Source organism: Pseudomonas sp. WC2 (assembly GCF_050586545.1).
In the GTDB taxonomy this organism is placed as follows: Bacteria; Pseudomonadota; Gammaproteobacteria; order Pseudomonadales; family Pseudomonadaceae; genus Aquipseudomonas.
The window spans coordinates 110,290-125,861 of the sequence record NZ_JBOBDR010000016.1 but is presented as its reverse complement, the minus strand read 5'-3'; the positions used below and the strand labels follow the sequence as shown (position 1 = coordinate 125,861).

The window sequence follows — 15,572 nt, the reverse complement described above, 5'->3', positions numbered from 1 at the left end:
TTATAAGCAAAGTTCATATTCGAATCGGTTGTTAGAAAATGCACTTTTTTGTGGCGATTGCGTGACACATTAGTGCACGCGTCACGCAATCGCGTTACTTATAGAAACAGTCAATCAACCGCGATAGTAGCGTTGTGGAACAAATGGCATTTTGCTTACAAGCATTGGCACCTTTTTCCCACGTACGATTGCCCAAACCGGTGTGTCGACAGTGACATAAGTGCTGTCCAGGTAACCCATCGCCAGAGGCCCGCCCAAGGTCGGACCGAAACCGCCGCTGCATACGCTGCCGATGATATCGCCGGCTTCATTGACGATTTCTGCGCCTTCACGCACCGGGGTACGTTCCTGCGGCAGCAGGCCGACGCGTTTGCGCGCGACGCCATTCTGTTGCTGGGCGAATACCTGTTCTGCACCCGGGAAACCCCCAGCGCGTGCGCCGTCAGCGCGGCGTGGCTTGGAGATCGCCCACAGCAGACTGGCTTCGATCGGTGTGGTCTCGGTGTTCATGTCATGGCCATACAGGCACAGACCGGCTTCCAGGCGCAGCGAGTCGCGGGCACCGAGGCCGATGGCCTGGACTTCCGGTTCAGCGAGCAGAGCGCGAGCAAGTTTCTCCGCATCAGCGGCCGGCACGGAGATTTCGAAACCGTCTTCACCGGTATAGCCCGAACGGCTGACGAAGCAATCCACGCCCAGCAACGAGACGCGGCTGAACTGCATGAAGGTCATCTTCGCGACTTCCGGCGCGAGACGCGCCAGCACGGTAACGGCCGCCGGACCTTGCAATGCCAACAGTGCGCGCTCTTCGAACAGCGCCGTAATGGTGCACTGCTCGCCGATGTGTTTTTGCAGATGGGCCAGGTCTTGATCCTTGCACGCAGCGTTGACCACCAGGAACAGTTCATCGTTACCCAGGTTGGCAACCATCAGGTCATCGAGAATGCCGCCGGTTTCGTTGGTGAACATCGCGTAACGCTGCATGCCCACCGGCAGGTCGATGATGTCCACCGGCACCAGCGTTTCCAGCGCTTTGGCGGCGTTGGCGCCGGTCAGGCGAATCTGGCCCATGTGCGACACATCGAACAGCCCGGCCTGCTCACGGGTGTGCTGGTGTTCTTTCATCACGCCTAGCGGGTATTGCACCGGCATGTCGTAGCCGGCGAACGGCACCATGCGGGCGCCGAGTTCGATGTGTAGAGCGTGCAGCGGGGTTTTCGACAGTTGTTCGGTGGACATGCGTGGCTCCTTGAAAATGTAGTTTGGGGATCGGAGGCAAGATCGAGATCAAGAACCCCTCACCCCAGCCCTCTCCCGGAGGGAGATGGGGCTAAATGCGATCGTCTCCCTGAGGGAGGCGGAGTTAAATAGGTTTCAGCATTCGATAATGTTGACCGCCAGACCGCCGCGGGCGGTCTCTTTGTATTTGCTTTTCATGTCGGCGCCGGTCTGGCGCATGGTGCGGATGACTTTGTCGAGGGAGACGAAATGCTGGCCGTCGCCGCGCATGGCCATGCGCACCGCGTTGATGGCTTTCACCGAGCCCATCGCATTGCGCTCGATGCACGGCACCTGCACCAATCCGCCAATCGGGTCGCAGGTCAGGCCGAGGTTGTGTTCCATGCCGATTTCCGCTGCGTTCTCGACTTGCTGGACGCTGCCACCGAGCACTTCGCACAACGCGCCGGCCGCCATCGAACAGGCCACGCCGACTTCGCCCTGACAGCCGACTTCGGCGCCGGAGATCGAGGCGTTTTCCTTGTAGAGAATGCCGATGGCGGCTGCCGTTAGCAGAAAGCGCACGACGCCATCGTCATTCGCGCCGGGGATAAAACGCATGTAGTAATGCAGCACCGCCGGAATGATCCCCGCCGCACCGTTGGTGGGCGCGGTGACAACGCGGCCGCCATTGGCGTTTTCTTCGTTGACCGCCAAGGCATACAGGTTGACCCAATCGAGCACCGACAACGGATCGCGCAATGCTGATTCCGGGTTCTTGCACAGTTGCCGATGCAAAGCTGCCGCTCGGCGTTTGACCTTCAAACCACCGGGCAAAATACCTTCGTTACGGCATCCCGCAGCGACGCAGTCCTGCATCACTTGCCAGATATTGAGCAGACCGGCGCGGGTTTCCGCTTCCGGGCGCCAGGCGCTTTCGTTGGTCAGCATCACCTGACTGATCGACAGGCCGTAGGTGGTGCAATGACCGAGCAAGTCCTTGGCACTTTTGAACGGAAAGGTCAGCGGTGTGGCGTCTTCAACGATGCGGTCGGCGCCGGCGGCATCTTCATCGACGACAAAACCGCCACCGACCGAGTAGTACTCGCGGCTGCGAATCTGCAGACCCGCCGCGTCGAAGGCGCGGAAAATCATGCCGTTGGGGTGATAGGCCAACGGCTTGCGGATCATTGCCAGGTGTTCTTTCTCGTTGAACGCAATGCTGTGTTCACCGAGCAGGTTCAAGCGACCGCTGCCACGAATTTCTTGCAGGCGTGCGGCAACGGTTTCGGTATCGACGGTGTCGGGGTGTTCGCCTTCGAGGCCGAGCAGCACGGCTTTGTCGCTGCCGTGACCTTTGCCAGTGGCGCCGAGGGAACCGTACAACTCGACGCGAACGCTGGCGGTGGCCGTCAGCAGGTTTTCACGGCGTAAACCTTCGGCGAAACGCGCAGCAGCACGCATCGGGCCGACGGTGTGGGAACTGGAGGGGCCGATGCCAATCTTGAACAGGTCGAACACGCTTAACGACATGAGGGGGGCTCCTGCGGAGCAGTTGTGAGCTTCAAGTTGCAAGCTACAAAAAAGCGGATCGGGTTTCCTTGCGGCTTCTATAAGGCCGCAGTGCATGCAGCAAGACACAAGCCGCAAGTAAAAAGCAGATCAGCCCTTACTTGCAGCTTGTAGCTCAAAGCTCACAACTGCTTCTCTTAAGCGTAGCTTTCGATCGACGGGCAGGCGCAGACGAGGTTGCGATCACCGAAGACGTTGTCGACACGACCGACCGGTGGCCAGTATTTGCCTTCGATCAGCGACGCTACCGGGTAAACGGCCTGCTCGCGGCTGTACGGGTGCGTCCACTCGCCAACCAGTTCCGCGGCGGTGTGTGGAGCGTTTTTCAGCGGGTTGTCGTCCTTGTCCAGCGTGCCGTTTTCCACCGCGCGGATTTCTTCGCGGATGCGGATCATGGCGTCGCAGAAGCGGTCCAGCTCTTCCTTGGATTCACTTTCGGTCGGCTCGATCATCAGCGTGCCTGCGACCGGGAACGACATGGTCGGCGCGTGGAAACCGAAGTCGATCAGGCGCTTGGCGACGTCATCAACGCTGATGCCGCTGCTGTCTTTCAGTGGACGCAGATCCAGAATGCACTCGTGCGCGACCAGACCGTTGCTGCCGGTGTACAGCACGGGGTAGTGCTCTTCCAAACGACGGGAAATGTAGTTGGCATTGAGGATCGCCAACTGCGAAGCGCGCTTCAGACCGGCGCCGCCCATCATGCGAATGTACATCCAGGTGATCGGCAAAATGCTCGCGCTGCCAAACGGTGCCGCGCAGACCGCGCCTTCTTTACGCTCCATCTGGCCATGGCCCGGCAGGAACGGCGTCAGGTGCGACTTGACGCCGATCGGGCCGACGCCCGGGCCGCCACCGCCGTGGGGGATGCAGAAGGTTTTGTGCAGGTTCAGGTGCGAGACGTCGCCGCCGAACTTGCCCGGTGCGCAGAGGCCGACCATCGCGTTCATGTTGGCGCCGTCGATATACACCTGGCCGCCGTTGTCATGAATGATCCCGCAGATTTCGCGGATGCCTTCTTCGAACACGCCGTGGGTCGACGGGTAAGTGATCATCAGCGCGGCGAGGTGTTCGCGGTGCTCGATGGCTTTGGCGCGCAGGTCTTCGATGTCGACGTTGCCGCGCGCATCGCACGCGGTCACGACCACGCGCATGCCGGCCATGTTGGCGGTGGCCGGGTTGGTGCCGTGGGCGGACGACGGGATCAGGCAGATGTCGCGACGCTCATCGCCACGGCTCTGGTGATAAGCACGAATCGCCAAGAGGCCTGCGTATTCACCTTGCGAACCGGCGTTCGGTTGCAGCGAGATCGCGTCGTAACCGGTGGCGGCGCAGAGCATCGCTTCCAGTTCGTCGGTCAGTTGCTGGTAACCGGCACTTTGCGCGGCCGGGGCGAACGGGTGCAGCGCACCGAATTCAGCCCAGGTCACCGGGATCATTTCGCTGGCGGCGTTGAGTTTCATGGTGCACGAGCCCAGCGGGATCATGGTGCGATCCAGTGCCAGATCCTTGTCGGCCAGTTTGCGCAGGTAGCGCATCAGCTCGGTTTCCGAGTGATAACGGTTGAACACCGGGTGGCTGAGGATCGGCGACTGACGTACCAGCGAGGCTGGAATGGTGCTCTGCACGGAGGCGGCGAGGGCAGCGAAGTCCGGCAGGGCTTTGCCGTCGGCAAACAGGCTCCACAGGGTTTCGATGTCCGCTTGGGTGGTGGTTTCGTCGACCGACAGGCCCAGACGCTGAGCGTCGACCACGCGCAGGTTGATCTGCGCAGCGTGCGCCTTGTCGTGCAGTGCAGCGGTTTGCGCGCCGGTGGCCACGGTCAGGGTGTCGAAGAAGCTGGCTTGTTCGACGTTAGCGCCCAGCGCGGTCAGGCCCTTGGCCAGAATCGCGGTCAGGTGATGCACGCGGTTGGCGATCTGCGTCAGGCCTTTCGGGCCGTGGTAGACGGCGTACATGCTGGCGATGTTGGCCAGCAGCACCTGTGCGGTGCAGATGTTCGACGTGGCCTTCTCGCGGCGGATGTGTTGCTCGCGGGTTTGCATCGCCAGACGCAGCGCCGGCTTGCCGAAGCGGTCAACCGAGACCCCGACCAGACGGCCCGGCATGTCGCGCTTGAACGCATCTTTGGTGGAGAAGTAAGCCGCGTGCGGGCCACCGAAGCCCAGCGGCACGCCGAAGCGTTGTGCCGAACCGATGGCGACGTCAGCGCCGAACTCGCCCGGAGCGGTCAGCAGGGTCAGGGCAAGCAGGTCAGCGGCCACGGCCACCAGCGCGTTGGCGGCGTGGAAGCGCTCGGTCAACTCGCGGTAGTCGAATACATCGCCGTTGCTCGCCGGGTATTGCAGCAGCGCGCCGAAGAACGGCGTCACGTCCGTCAGTTCACGCTCGTCGCCGACGACGACGTCGATGCCCAGCGGCTCGGCACGGGTGCGCAGCACGTCGAGGGTTTGCGGGTGGCTGTGGATCGAGGCGAAGAACTGGTGGCTGCCCTTGTTCTTGCTCAGGCGTTTGCAGAAGGTCATGGCTTCGGCAGCGGCGGTGGCTTCGTCGAGCAGGGAAGCGTTAGCGATCGGCAGGCCAGTAAGGTCGCTGATCATGGTCTGGAAGTTCAGCAGCGCTTCGAGACGGCCCTGGGAAATCTCTGGCTGATACGGGGTATAAGCGGTGTACCAGGCCGGATTTTCCAGCAGGTTACGCAGGATCGGCGACGGCGTGTGGCAGTTGTAGTAGCCCTGGCCGATGTAAGTCTTGAACAGCTGATTCTTGCCGGCGATGCCTTTGATCATCGCCAGAGCATCGGCTTCGCTGAGGCCGTCGTCCATGCCGAGCACGCTGGTGCCCTTGATGCTTTCCGGGATGACGCTGGCGCTCAGTGCTTCGAGCGAATCGAAGCCGAGGCTGTTGAGCATGGCTTGTTCGTCACCGGCGCGCGGGCCGATGTGGCGGGCGATGAATTCGTTGGCGGTGCCAAGGTTTACTTGAGTCATGTCGGTGTTCCTCAGGCTTCGGCTTGGGCTTTGATCAGACGGTCGTACGCGTCCTGATCGAGCAGTTTGCCGACAGCGGCGGCGTCGCTTGGCTGGAAGCGGAAGAACCAGCCTTCGCCCAGTGGATCTTCGTTGACCAGTTCCGGAGCGTCTTCGAGCGCCGGGTTGACGGCCAGCACGTCGCCGTCGAGCGGCATGTACACGCCGCTGGCGGCTTTTACCGATTCCACGGTGGCGGCTTCGGCGCCTTTTTCGTAAGCCTGCAGCTCAGGCAGTTGCACGAACACCACGTCGCCCAAGGCGTTCTGCGCGAAAGCGGTGATGCCGACAGTAACGCTGCCGTCGGCTTCGGTGCGCAGCCATTCGTGATCTTCAGTAAAACGCAACTCGCTCATGGAAACTCCTCAGGGGGCCAGACTCGTCTGGTGGACGCGGTGGAATGCTTGGGCGGGAGAGCCCTTATTTATGAGGGGATGAATAGCAAGAATGCGGCCAAGGTTTATTTGTTGTTATAAATCAATGGCTTGAGGTAAATCCTGGGACGTGGTTTAACTGTCTGTGTAGCGAAATCGCTACAGCATGGGGCATTGAAAAAAGCTGAACGGGATCAAAGCCTTGCACAGCAGTGACCGGAGGCGAGTGTAGCGATATCGTTCCGCTGTAGCGCTTTCAGTACAGGTGGAGGTCGTTTTTGAAGGGATTTCGAATCCCCCCTGTAATCCCTGTGGGAGCGAGCCTGCTCGCGAAGAGGGTGTGTCAGTCACCAATGATTCTGCTGATATACCGCTTTCGCGAGCAGGCTCGCTCCCAAAGGAGGGATTTCCCACAGGGTTTGAGGTGCTTTCAGGGCTTGTTGGGAATGCCGTACTTGCGCAGTCGATGGGCGATCGCGGTGTGCGAAGTCTGCAGACGGCTGGCCAGTTGGCGGGTCGAGGGATAGCTGACGTAGAGTTTTTCCAGCAGCGTTTTTTCGAAGGATTCGACCGCTTGTTCGAGGCTGTCGACATCGCTGTCGGTCTGCCTTGCCACCGAAGTGCCGGCGATGTCGAGATCGCCAATATCCACCAGGCTGCTCTCGCAAATCGCCGCCGCGCGGAAGATCACGTTTTGCAATTGCCGCACGTTGCCCGGCCAGCGGTTGCCGAGCAGCGCCGGGTAGGTCCCGGGCGCGAGGCGGCAGACCGGGCGCTGAATCTGCGCGCAAGCCTGCTGCATGAAGTAGCGTGCCAACAGCAAAATGTCCTGACCGCGTTCACGCAGCGGCGGCACTTCAACGTTGAGCACATTGAGGCGGTAGAACAGGTCTTCGCGGAACAAGCCTTCGCTGACCATTTTTTCCAGATCACGGTGGGTCGCGCTGAGGATGCGCACGTTGACCTTCACTTCGCGATCACCGCCCACGCGGCGGAAGCTGCCGTCGTTCAAGAAGCGCAGCAACTTGGCCTGCAAGTAGGGCGACATCTCGCCGATCTCATCAAGAAAAACAGTACCCTGGTTGGCCAGTTCCATCAGCCCCGGTTTGCCACCGCGCGCCGCACCGGTGAAGGCCCCGGGGGCGTAGCCGAACAGCTCGCTCTCGGCGAGGTTCTCCGGCAGCGCTGCGCAGTTGAGCGCCAAAAACGGTGCACTGTGTCGCGTGCTGATCGCGTGGCAGGCACGGGCGACGAGTTCTTTGCCGGTGCCGGTTTCGCCTTGAATCAACAGCGGCGCATCGAGAGCGGCAACCCGTTGCGCGCGCGCCTTGAGGGTGCGGATCGCCGGGGACTCGCCGAGCAGCGCGTCGAAGCCTTCGGCATGGTCGTGGTGCAGCGCCGAGAGTTGTTCGCCGATGCGGTTCGGTTGGTACAAGGTCAGCAGGGCGCCTGCGTCAGTGATCGGCGTAGCGTCGAGCAGTAAGGTCTGGCCGTTGACGGTGATCTCGCGCAGTGGCAAACGAAAGCCGTGTTCGAGCAAGGTGTCGAGCAAGCCGGGATCGTTGAACAGTTCAGCGACGCTTTCACCGGCCGGCTCACGACCGTACAACGCGATCAACGCCGGGTTGGCCAGCAGCACCTTGCCGGCGCTGTCCAGCGCCAAAACAGGATCGGTCATCGCCGCGAGCAATGCATCGAGCTGCAAATGCCGACGCTGGCCGGGAAGGATGTCGACCACGGTCACTGCTTCCACGCCGAGCACGCGAAACAACGCGTCTTTCAGTTCTTCGAGCACTTGCGGGCTCAGTGTCGGCGCGTCGATGTAGACGTTCGGCGGGATCATCTCCACCGCATCCAGATTGAGATTGCGCCCACCGAGGATAGCCAGGACTTCCTGGGTAATGCCGACGCGGTCGATGAAGCTGACGTGGATACGCATGGGGCGGTTCAGTGATCTGCAGAGCGGAGGGTGGCAAGTATGCCTTGGGGCGGGCTAATGGTGAAATCTGTGTCCTGCGCTGATCGTTCCCATGCTCCGCGTGGGAATGCATCCCGTGACGCTCTGCGTCACAGCGGACGCGGAGCGTCCGTGGCGGCATTCCCACGCAGAGCGTGGGAACGATCGATGTGAAAAATCCAGGTTATTCGAAATGCTCGGGATTGACCGGATCCCCGGATTGCATATTCAACTTCTGCCGAATGTCTTCAAACATCAGGTCGTAGTGCTTGTGCACCGAGCCGATCTGGCTGTGCGTCTTGGGAATTCCGTACTTCTCCGCGATCCGGGTCACGTCGCGGGCGAAGTTGTAGGCCTCTTCCTTGGGCAGGAAAAACGTTTCCTTCATGTCCTTGCCTTGCATGCTGCCGTGCAGGGTGAACTGTATCCCTTTGCCTTTCTGCGGATCGGTGAACACTTCATAGTCGAGGTGCACGTTGTAATTGACGTCATCGTCGGTCAACGCGTGCCGCTCGATATGCAAATGACCGGGTTCAAACTGGGCCATGGTTTACTCCTTTCAAGGCATGGGAGAAGGGCAGACCCTGGGTCTGCCCCCGGAGTTTCTGATTATCGGTAAGTGATGCCCGGCTTCGCGGTGGTCACCCGTGTGCCGGCGGTGCCTTGGACAATCGCTTCGATGTCCGCCAGCGACCCGATCACCGCGACCTTGCCAGTATGGCGCGCAAATTCGCAGGCTGCCTGCACCTTCGGCCCCATCGAACCGGCGGCGAAACCGAGGCGTTCGAGTTCGTCCGGGTGCGCTTCGGCGATGCCTTTCTGCGTCGGTTTGCCGTAGTCGATGAACGCCGCGTTGACGTCCGTGGCGATCACCAGCAGATCCGCTTCCAGTTGCTCGGCGAGCAGCGAGGAGCACAGATCCTTGTCAATCACCGCCTCGATGCCTTTGAGATTGCGGTTCTCGTCGTACATGGTCGGAATGCCGCCGCCACCGGCGCAAATCACGATGCTGCCCTTGTCCAGCAACCACTTGATCGGGCGGATTTCGAAGATGCGTTTTGGTCGTGGACTGGCGACTACGCGGCGGAATTTGTCGCCGTCCGGGGCAATCGCCCAGCCTTTTTCTGCGGCGAGTTTTTCTGCTTCGGCCTTGTCGTAAACCGGGCCGATCGGTTTGGTCGGGTTCTTGAACGCGGGGTCGTTGGCGTCGACTTCAACCTGGGTCAGCAGGGTGGCGAACGGCACTTCGAAGTCGAGCAGGTTGCCCAGTTCCTGTTCGATGATGTAGCCGATCATGCCCTCGGTTTCGGCACCGAGCACGTCCAGCGGGTAAGGGGTGACGGAGGTGTAAGCCGCCGCTTGCAGCGACAGCAGGCCGACTTGCGGGCCATTGCCGTGGGCGATGACCAGTTGGTTGCCGGCATGGATTTTGGCGATTTGCTCGGTGGCGATGCGGATGTTGGCGCGCTGATTGTCAGCGGTCATCGGTTCACCACGGCGGAGCAGGGCGTTACCGCCCAGAGCTACGACGATACGCATGGTGCATGTCCTTTTCGTAGTGATCGTTCCCACGCTCTGCGTGGGAATGCCGCCACGGACGCTCCGCGTCCGCTGTGACGCAGAGCGTCACGGGATGCATTCCCACGCGGGAGCGTGGGAACGATCATGGATAAGCAGTGGTTACAGATCAGCCAGGGTCGAGACCAGAATCGCCTTGATTGTGTGCATACGGTTTTCCGCTTGCTCGAAGGCGATGCAGGCGGGCGACTCGAACACGTCGTCGGTCACTTCGATGCCGTTTTTCAGGTGCGGATACTGCTCGGCGATCTGTTTGCCGACCTTGGTATCGCTGTTGTGGAACGCCGGCAGGCAGTGCATGAACTTGGTGCGCGGGTTGCCGGTGGCTTTCATCAGCTCGGCGTTGACCTGATACGGCAGCAATTGCTGGATACGCTCGGCCCAGGCTTCCACCGGTTCGCCCATCGATACCCAGACGTCGGTGTGAATGAAGTCGACGCCTTTGACCGCCGCTTTCGGGTCTTCGGTCAGGGTGATGCGCGCACCGCTTTCTTCCGCGTACTTGTTGCAGCGCTCGACCAGATCGTCATGCGGCCACAGCGCTTTCGGCGCACAGATGCGCACGTCCATGCCGAGTTTGGCGCCGATGAGCAGCAACGAGTTACCCATGTTGTTGCGCGCATCGCCGAGGTAGGCGTAGCTGATTTCATGGATCGGCTTGTCGGCGTGTTCACGCATGGTCAGCACGTCGGCGATCATTTGCGTCGGGTGATATTCGTCGGTCAGGCCGTTGAACACCGGTACGCCAGCGAACTTGGCCAGCTCTTCGACGATTTCCTGTTTGAAGCCACGGTATTCGATGGCGTCGTACATGCGGCCCAGCACGCGGGCCGTGTCTTTCATGCTTTCCTTGTGGCCGATTTGCGAGGAGTTCGGGTCGATGTAGGTGACGTTGGCGCCTTGGTCATACGCCGCCACTTCGAAGGCGCAACGGGTACGGGTCGAGGTTTTTTCGAAGATCAGGGCGATGTTGTTGCCTTTCAGGTGCTGCTGCTCGGTGCCGGTGTACTTGGCGCGTTTCAGATCGCGGGACAGGTCGAGCAGGTAACGCAGCTCACGTGGGGTGTGGTGTTCCAGGCTGAGCAGGTTACGGTTGTGAATGTTAAAAGCCATGATGGATCTCCTTCGGTGTCGGTTATCCCCCTGGCCGCACGTTGTAAGTGCCGGCCAGGGCTCAGAGGTTTAGTAATCGATTGCGTCGCGCACGATTGGGCAGGTCATGCAGTGGCCACCGCCACGGCCACGGCCCAGTTCACCGGCGCTGATGGTGATGACTTCCACGCCTGCCTTGCGCAGCAGGGTGTTGGTGTAGGTGTTGCGGTCGTAGCCGATGACCACGCCCGGCTCCACAGCCACCACGTTGTTGCCGTCGTCCCATTGCTCGCGTTCGGCGGCGAAGCTGTTGCCACCGGTTTCCACCACGCGCAGCGCTTGCAGATTGAGGGCCTTGGCTACGGTGTCGAGGAAGCTGCCTTCTTCGCGGCGGATGTCGATGCCGCCCTGTTTGCTTTCGTCTGGGCGCAGAGTGAAGGCGACGATCTGATTGACCACTTCCGGGAAAATCGTCACCAGGTCGCGGTCGCAGAAGCTGAACACGGTGTCGAGGTGCATCGCCGCGCGGGATTTCGGCAGGCCGGCGACGATGACTTTTTCCACGGCTTTGTTCTTGAACAGGTTCAGCGCCAGTTGGCCGATGGCCTGACGGGACGAGCGTTCGCCCATACCGATCAACACCACGCCGTTGCCGATTGGCATGACGTCGCCGCCTTCAAGGGTGGAGCTGCCGTGATCCTTGTCCGGGTCGCCGTACCAGATTTCGAATTCGGCGTTGGTGAACTGTGGATGGAATTTGTAGATGGCGGTGGTCAGCAGGGTTTCCTGACGGCGCGCTGGCCAGTACATCGGGTTCAGCGTCACGCCACCGTAGATCCAGCAAGTGGTGTCGCGGGTGAACTGGGTGTTCGGTAGCGGCGGCAGAATGAAGCTGGAGTGGCCGAGGAAGTCGCGGAACATCTGGATGGTCTTGCCACCAAAGCTGTCCGGCAGGTCATCGGCGGACACACCGCCAATCAGGAATTCGGCGATGTGCCGTGGCTCGAGGCTTTTCAGCCAGGACTTCACTTCGCTGATCAGGCCCAGGCCCACCGAGTCGGCGGTGACCTTGCGCTCGAGAATCCAGTCCAGTGCTTCCGGGATGGCGACGATGTCGGTCAGCAGGTTGTGCATTTCCAGCACATCGATGCCGCGCTCGCGCATCTTGGTGACGAAATCGAAGTGGTCGCGCTTGGCCTGGGCCACCCACAGCACGTCGTCGAACAGCAGCTCGTCGCAGTTGTTCGGGGTCAGCCGCTGATGGGCCAGACCTGGGGAGCACACCATGACTTTGCGCAGTTTGCCGGCTTCGGAATGTACGCCGTACTTAACTTTTTCCGTGGTCATTTCAGATCCTCCAGATAACAAAACAATCAGGGGTTACAGAGTCAGGAAGCCGTCGTAGAGACCGTAGGCAGCCACCAGGGCGCCCACGACCACTGCGGCGAAAAGCAGCTTCTCGACGTGAGTGAAAATCGGTTGTTTGAGTTCCAGCTTGGCTTTGGCGAACAGGATCGCGCCAGGTGCGTAGAGCAGGGCCGAGAGCAGCAAGTACTTGACCCCGCCGGCATACAGCAGCCACACCGCGTAGATCAGCGCGATGCCGCCGATAATCAGATCCTTGCGCCGTTCCGCCGCAAAGCCTTCGTAGGTTTCGCCGCGCACCGCCAGCAGCAGGGCATAGGCCGCCGACCACAGGTAGGGCACCAGAATCATCGACGTGGCGAGGTAGATCAGCGACAGGTAAGTGCTGGCCGAAAACAGCGTGATGATCAGGAAAATCTGCACCATCGCGTTGGTCAGCCACAGAGCGTTGACCGGGACGTGGTTGGCGTTTTCCTTGCGCAGGAACTCCGGCATGGTGTGGTCTTTGGCGGCGGCGAACATGATCTCCGCACACAGCAGCACCCACGACAGCAGTGCGCCCAGCAGCGAGATGATCAGACCGACACTGATCAGCACCGCGCCCCAGTGTCCGACCACGTGCTCAAGCACGGCGGCCATCGACGGGTTCTGCAGTTTCGCCAGTTCCGGCTGAGTCATGATGCCCAGCGACAGCACGTTCACCAGCACCAGGAACAACAGCACGGTGATGAAGCCGATCACGGTGGCTTTACCGACGTCCGAGCGTTTTTCGGCGCGGGCGGAGAAGATGCTCGCGCCCTCGATGCCGATGAACACCCACACGGTGACCAGCATCATGTTGCGCACCTGGTTCATCACGCTGCCCAGATCCGGGTTTTTCACACCCCAGATGTCAGCGGTGAAGATGTCCAGTTTGAAAGCGAAGATCGCGATCAACACGAACAGCACCAGCGGTACGACCTTGGCGACGGTAGTCACGAGGTTGATGAACGCCGCTTCCTTGATCCCGCGCAGCACCAGAAAGTGCACGGCCCACAGCAGCACCGACGCGCCGATCACCGCCGCAACCGTGTTGCCTTCACCGAATACCGGGAAGAAGTAACCGAGGGTGCTGAACAGCAGAACGAAGTAACCGACGTTGCCCAGCCAGGCACTGATCCAGTAACCCCAGGCGGACGAGAAACCCATGTAATCGCCGAATCCGGCCTTGGCGTAGGCGTAGACACCGCCGTCCAGGTCAGGCTTGCGATTGGCGAGGGTTTGGAAGACGAACGCGAGGGTGAGCATGCCGACAGCGGTGATGGCCCAACCGATGAGTACCGCACCGACGTCGGCGCTGGCGGCCATGTTTTGTGGCAAAGAGAATATCCCGCCACCGATCATCGAGCCGACTACCAACGCGACCAGTGCACCTAGTCTTAGTTTTCCGGGAGCTTCAGACATTGCATGACTCCATTGCAGGAGAGAAGAGATCACAGCGTAGTTCTGTTGTCTGTTCAAACAGCTGACGTAGATCAGTGCATGGCCACATTCCATTGTTAATGAATGACTTAGGAAACCACTGCAGGCATAAAGCTATCGTCTGTAATGCCCGTCCTAGAGGCTTTCTGGTGATGTGCTTGGGAATGGCTATTATTACTTTCGAATTATCACGCTAGTTCTTTTTCAGGTTTTGGCAAATTTTCCGCCTCTGTTTTCAGTACAGAATCGATTTATTAGGATTCGCGCACAGAACCGACTTGGCGTGCTAGGCGTTAGCGTCATCGGCTATATATAAGTGGAGGTTAAGTTGCTTTGTCTGATAAGCATCATCTAGCTCTACCCACTTAGTTAATAGTTGTTACAAATAGACTATCGTCACACTTTTCAAGGAGATTTGAATGTCGCAACCGACGCAAAAGCTGCGCCTTGGTGCGTTGATCGCCCTGGTGGTGGGGTCGATGATTGGCGGGGGGATTTTTTCGCTGCCGCAGAACATGGCGGCGCGGGCCGATGCCGGGGCGATCCTGATCGGTTGGGGCATCACGGCGATCGGCATGCTGACCCTGGCCTTCGTCTTTCAGACCCTAGCCAATCGCAAACCGGAACTGGACTCCGGCGTGTATGCCTACGCCAAGGCCGGGTTTGGCGATTACATGGGGTTTTCATCGGCGTGGGGTTACTGGATCAGCGCGTGGCTGGGCAACGTTGGCTATTTCGTCCTGCTGTTCAGCACCCTCGGGTATTTCTTTCCGGTCTTTGGTCAGGGCAACACGCCGATTGCCATCGGCTGCGCGTCGGTGCTGCTGTGGGCCGTGCATTTTCTGGTGATGCGCGGGATCAAAGAGGCGGCGCTGATCAATCAATTGACCACCGTGGCCAAGGTCGTGCCGCTGATCATGTTCATCGTCATCGCGGCGGTGGCGTTCAAGGCTGACATTTTTACCCGCGACATCTGGGGCACCAGCAACCCGAATTTCGGCGGGGTGATGGATCAGGTGCGCAACATGATGCTGGTCACGGTGTTCGTGTTCATCGGCATCGAAGGCGCCAGCGTGTACTCGGCGCGGGCGGAGAAACGCAGCGACGTCGGGCGCGCCACGGTGATCGGATTTGTCGGCGTGCTGGCGTTGCTGGTGCTGGTTAACGTGCTGTCGCTGGGGATCATGAGCCAGCCGGAACTGGCGAATCTGCAGAACCCGTCGCTGGCGGCGGTGCTTGAGCACATCGTCGGGCCGTGGGGCGCGTTGCTGATCAGCATTGGTCTGGCGATTTCCCTGCTCGGCGCCTTGCTGTCGTGGGCGCTGCTGTGTGCGGAGATTCTTTTCGCCACGGCCAAGGACAAGACCATGCCGGCGTTCCTGACCAAGGAAAACAAGAACCATGTGCCGGTCAACGCGTTGTGGCTGACCAACGCGATGATCCAGATTTTCCTGCTGATCACGCTGTTTTCGGCGGGGACTTACACCAGCCTGATTTACCTGGCTTCGTCGATGATTCTGGTGCCGTACCTGTGGTCGGCGGCGTACGCGGTGCTGCTCAGTGGGCGCGGCGAAACCTATGAACACGCCTCGGCCGAACGCACCAAGGATCTGCTCATCGGCGGCATTGCTCTCGTCTACGCGGTGTGGCTGTTGTACGCCGGCGGGGTGAAGTATTTGCTGCTGTCGGCGCTCTTGTATGCGCCGGGGGTGATTCTGTTTGCCAAGGCCAAACATGAGGCCGGCGAGCCGTTGTTCACCCCCATAGAGAAAGGCATTTTCACCTGCGTGATCATCGGCGCAGGGCTGGCGGCATACGGGTTGTACAGTGGGGTGCTGTCGTTGTGAGGCTGGCCGTCCTTGAGTCAGGCTGACTGATCCGGATGTTGTGTTGGCAGAACTGGCCCTATCGCTAGCAGGGCTGGCT

General features: G+C 60.2%; 11 protein-coding genes. 1 reads left to right on the top strand and 10 read right to left on the bottom strand.

Features of this window, described 5'->3' with window-relative positions; translation table 11 throughout:
- Window positions 1-114: 114 nt before the first annotated feature.
- From gcvT to arcD (ACQ4OE_RS19965), 10 genes are all read right to left on the bottom strand, one after another.
- Entirely contained in the window at window positions 115-1,239 is a 1,125-nt protein-coding gene (gene gcvT, locus ACQ4OE_RS20010; protein ID WP_430947657.1) for a glycine cleavage system aminomethyltransferase GcvT, read from the bottom strand.
- A 135-nt stretch (window positions 1,240-1,374) separates the two neighbouring features.
- Window positions 1,375-2,751, bottom strand: a complete 1,377-nt coding sequence (locus ACQ4OE_RS20005) for an L-serine ammonia-lyase (protein WP_430947656.1) — start codon at window positions 2,749-2,751, stop codon at window positions 1,375-1,377.
- Between the two features lie 176 nt (window positions 2,752-2,927).
- Window positions 2,928-5,780: an aminomethyl-transferring glycine dehydrogenase gene (gcvP, locus tag ACQ4OE_RS20000; RefSeq protein WP_430947655.1), complete on the bottom strand. Its 2,853-nt coding sequence runs from the start codon at window positions 5,778-5,780 to the stop codon at window positions 2,928-2,930.
- Window positions 5,781-5,791: 11 nt separating this feature from the next.
- Complete coding sequence (gene gcvH, locus ACQ4OE_RS19995; protein WP_016983835.1) at window positions 5,792-6,175, bottom strand: glycine cleavage system protein GcvH; 384 nt, start codon at window positions 6,173-6,175, stop codon at window positions 5,792-5,794.
- Window positions 6,176-6,623: 448 nt separating this feature from the next.
- Window positions 6,624-8,132, bottom strand: coding sequence for a sigma-54-dependent transcriptional regulator (locus ACQ4OE_RS19990; protein WP_430947654.1), 1,509 nt, complete (start codon window positions 8,130-8,132; stop codon window positions 6,624-6,626).
- Window positions 8,133-8,334: 202 nt separating this feature from the next.
- Window positions 8,335-8,697, bottom strand: coding sequence for a DUF5064 family protein (locus tag ACQ4OE_RS19985; RefSeq protein ID WP_122589568.1), 363 nt, complete (start codon window positions 8,695-8,697; stop codon window positions 8,335-8,337).
- A 62-nt stretch (window positions 8,698-8,759) separates the two neighbouring features.
- The gene (gene arcC, locus ACQ4OE_RS19980) at window positions 8,760-9,689 is read right to left on the bottom strand and encodes a carbamate kinase (protein ID WP_430947653.1); all 930 of its coding nucleotides are present in this window, start codon (window positions 9,687-9,689) and stop codon (window positions 8,760-8,762) included.
- A gap of 141 nt (window positions 9,690-9,830) precedes the next feature.
- Entirely contained in the window at window positions 9,831-10,841 is a 1,011-nt protein-coding gene (locus ACQ4OE_RS19975; RefSeq protein WP_122589566.1) for an ornithine carbamoyltransferase, read from the bottom strand.
- A 69-nt stretch (window positions 10,842-10,910) separates the two neighbouring features.
- Window positions 10,911-12,167 (bottom strand): arginine deiminase, encoded by a 1,257-nt coding sequence (gene arcA, locus ACQ4OE_RS19970; RefSeq protein ID WP_122589564.1) that lies wholly within the window; start codon window positions 12,165-12,167, stop codon window positions 10,911-10,913.
- A gap of 33 nt (window positions 12,168-12,200) precedes the next feature.
- Window positions 12,201-13,628, bottom strand: coding sequence for an arginine-ornithine antiporter (gene arcD / locus ACQ4OE_RS19965; RefSeq protein WP_122589563.1), 1,428 nt, complete (start codon window positions 13,626-13,628; stop codon window positions 12,201-12,203).
- A 437-nt stretch (window positions 13,629-14,065) separates the two neighbouring features.
- Here arcD (ACQ4OE_RS19965) and arcD (ACQ4OE_RS19960) point away from each other — a divergent pair, with 437 nt between their 5' ends.
- Window positions 14,066-15,493 (top strand): arginine-ornithine antiporter, encoded by a 1,428-nt coding sequence (gene arcD, locus ACQ4OE_RS19960; RefSeq protein ID WP_430947652.1) that lies wholly within the window; start codon window positions 14,066-14,068, stop codon window positions 15,491-15,493.
- The last annotated feature ends 79 nt before the right edge of the window (window positions 15,494-15,572 follow it).

Excerpts from the sequence above, each read along its gene's own strand:
- gcvT (WP_430947657.1), bottom strand. The coding sequence starts at position 1,239 with ATGTCCACCGAACAACTGTCGAAAACCCCGCTGCACGCTCTACACATC.
- ACQ4OE_RS20005 (WP_430947656.1), bottom strand. The coding sequence starts at position 2,751 with ATGTCGTTAAGCGTGTTCGACCTGTTCAAGATTGGCATCGGCCCCTCC.
- gcvP (WP_430947655.1), bottom strand. The coding sequence starts at position 5,780 with ATGACTCAAGTAAACCTTGGCACCGCCAACGAATTCATCGCCCGCCAC.
- gcvH (WP_016983835.1), bottom strand. The coding sequence starts at position 6,175 with ATGAGCGAGTTGCGTTTTACTGAAGATCACGAATGGCTGCGCACCGAA.
- ACQ4OE_RS19990 (WP_430947654.1), bottom strand. The coding sequence starts at position 8,132 with ATGCGTATCCACGTCAGCTTCATCGACCGCGTCGGCATTACCCAGGAA.
- ACQ4OE_RS19985 (WP_122589568.1), bottom strand. The coding sequence starts at position 8,697 with ATGGCCCAGTTTGAACCCGGTCATTTGCATATCGAGCGGCACGCGTTG.
- arcC (WP_430947653.1), bottom strand. The coding sequence starts at position 9,689 with ATGCGTATCGTCGTAGCTCTGGGCGGTAACGCCCTGCTCCGCCGTGGT.
- ACQ4OE_RS19975 (WP_122589566.1), bottom strand. The coding sequence starts at position 10,841 with ATGGCTTTTAACATTCACAACCGTAACCTGCTCAGCCTGGAACACCAC.
- arcA (WP_122589564.1), bottom strand. The coding sequence starts at position 12,167 with ATGACCACGGAAAAAGTTAAGTACGGCGTACATTCCGAAGCCGGCAAA.
- arcD (WP_122589563.1), bottom strand. The coding sequence starts at position 13,628 with ATGTCTGAAGCTCCCGGAAAACTAAGACTAGGTGCACTGGTCGCGTTG.
- arcD (WP_430947652.1), top strand. The coding sequence starts at position 14,066 with ATGTCGCAACCGACGCAAAAGCTGCGCCTTGGTGCGTTGATCGCCCTG.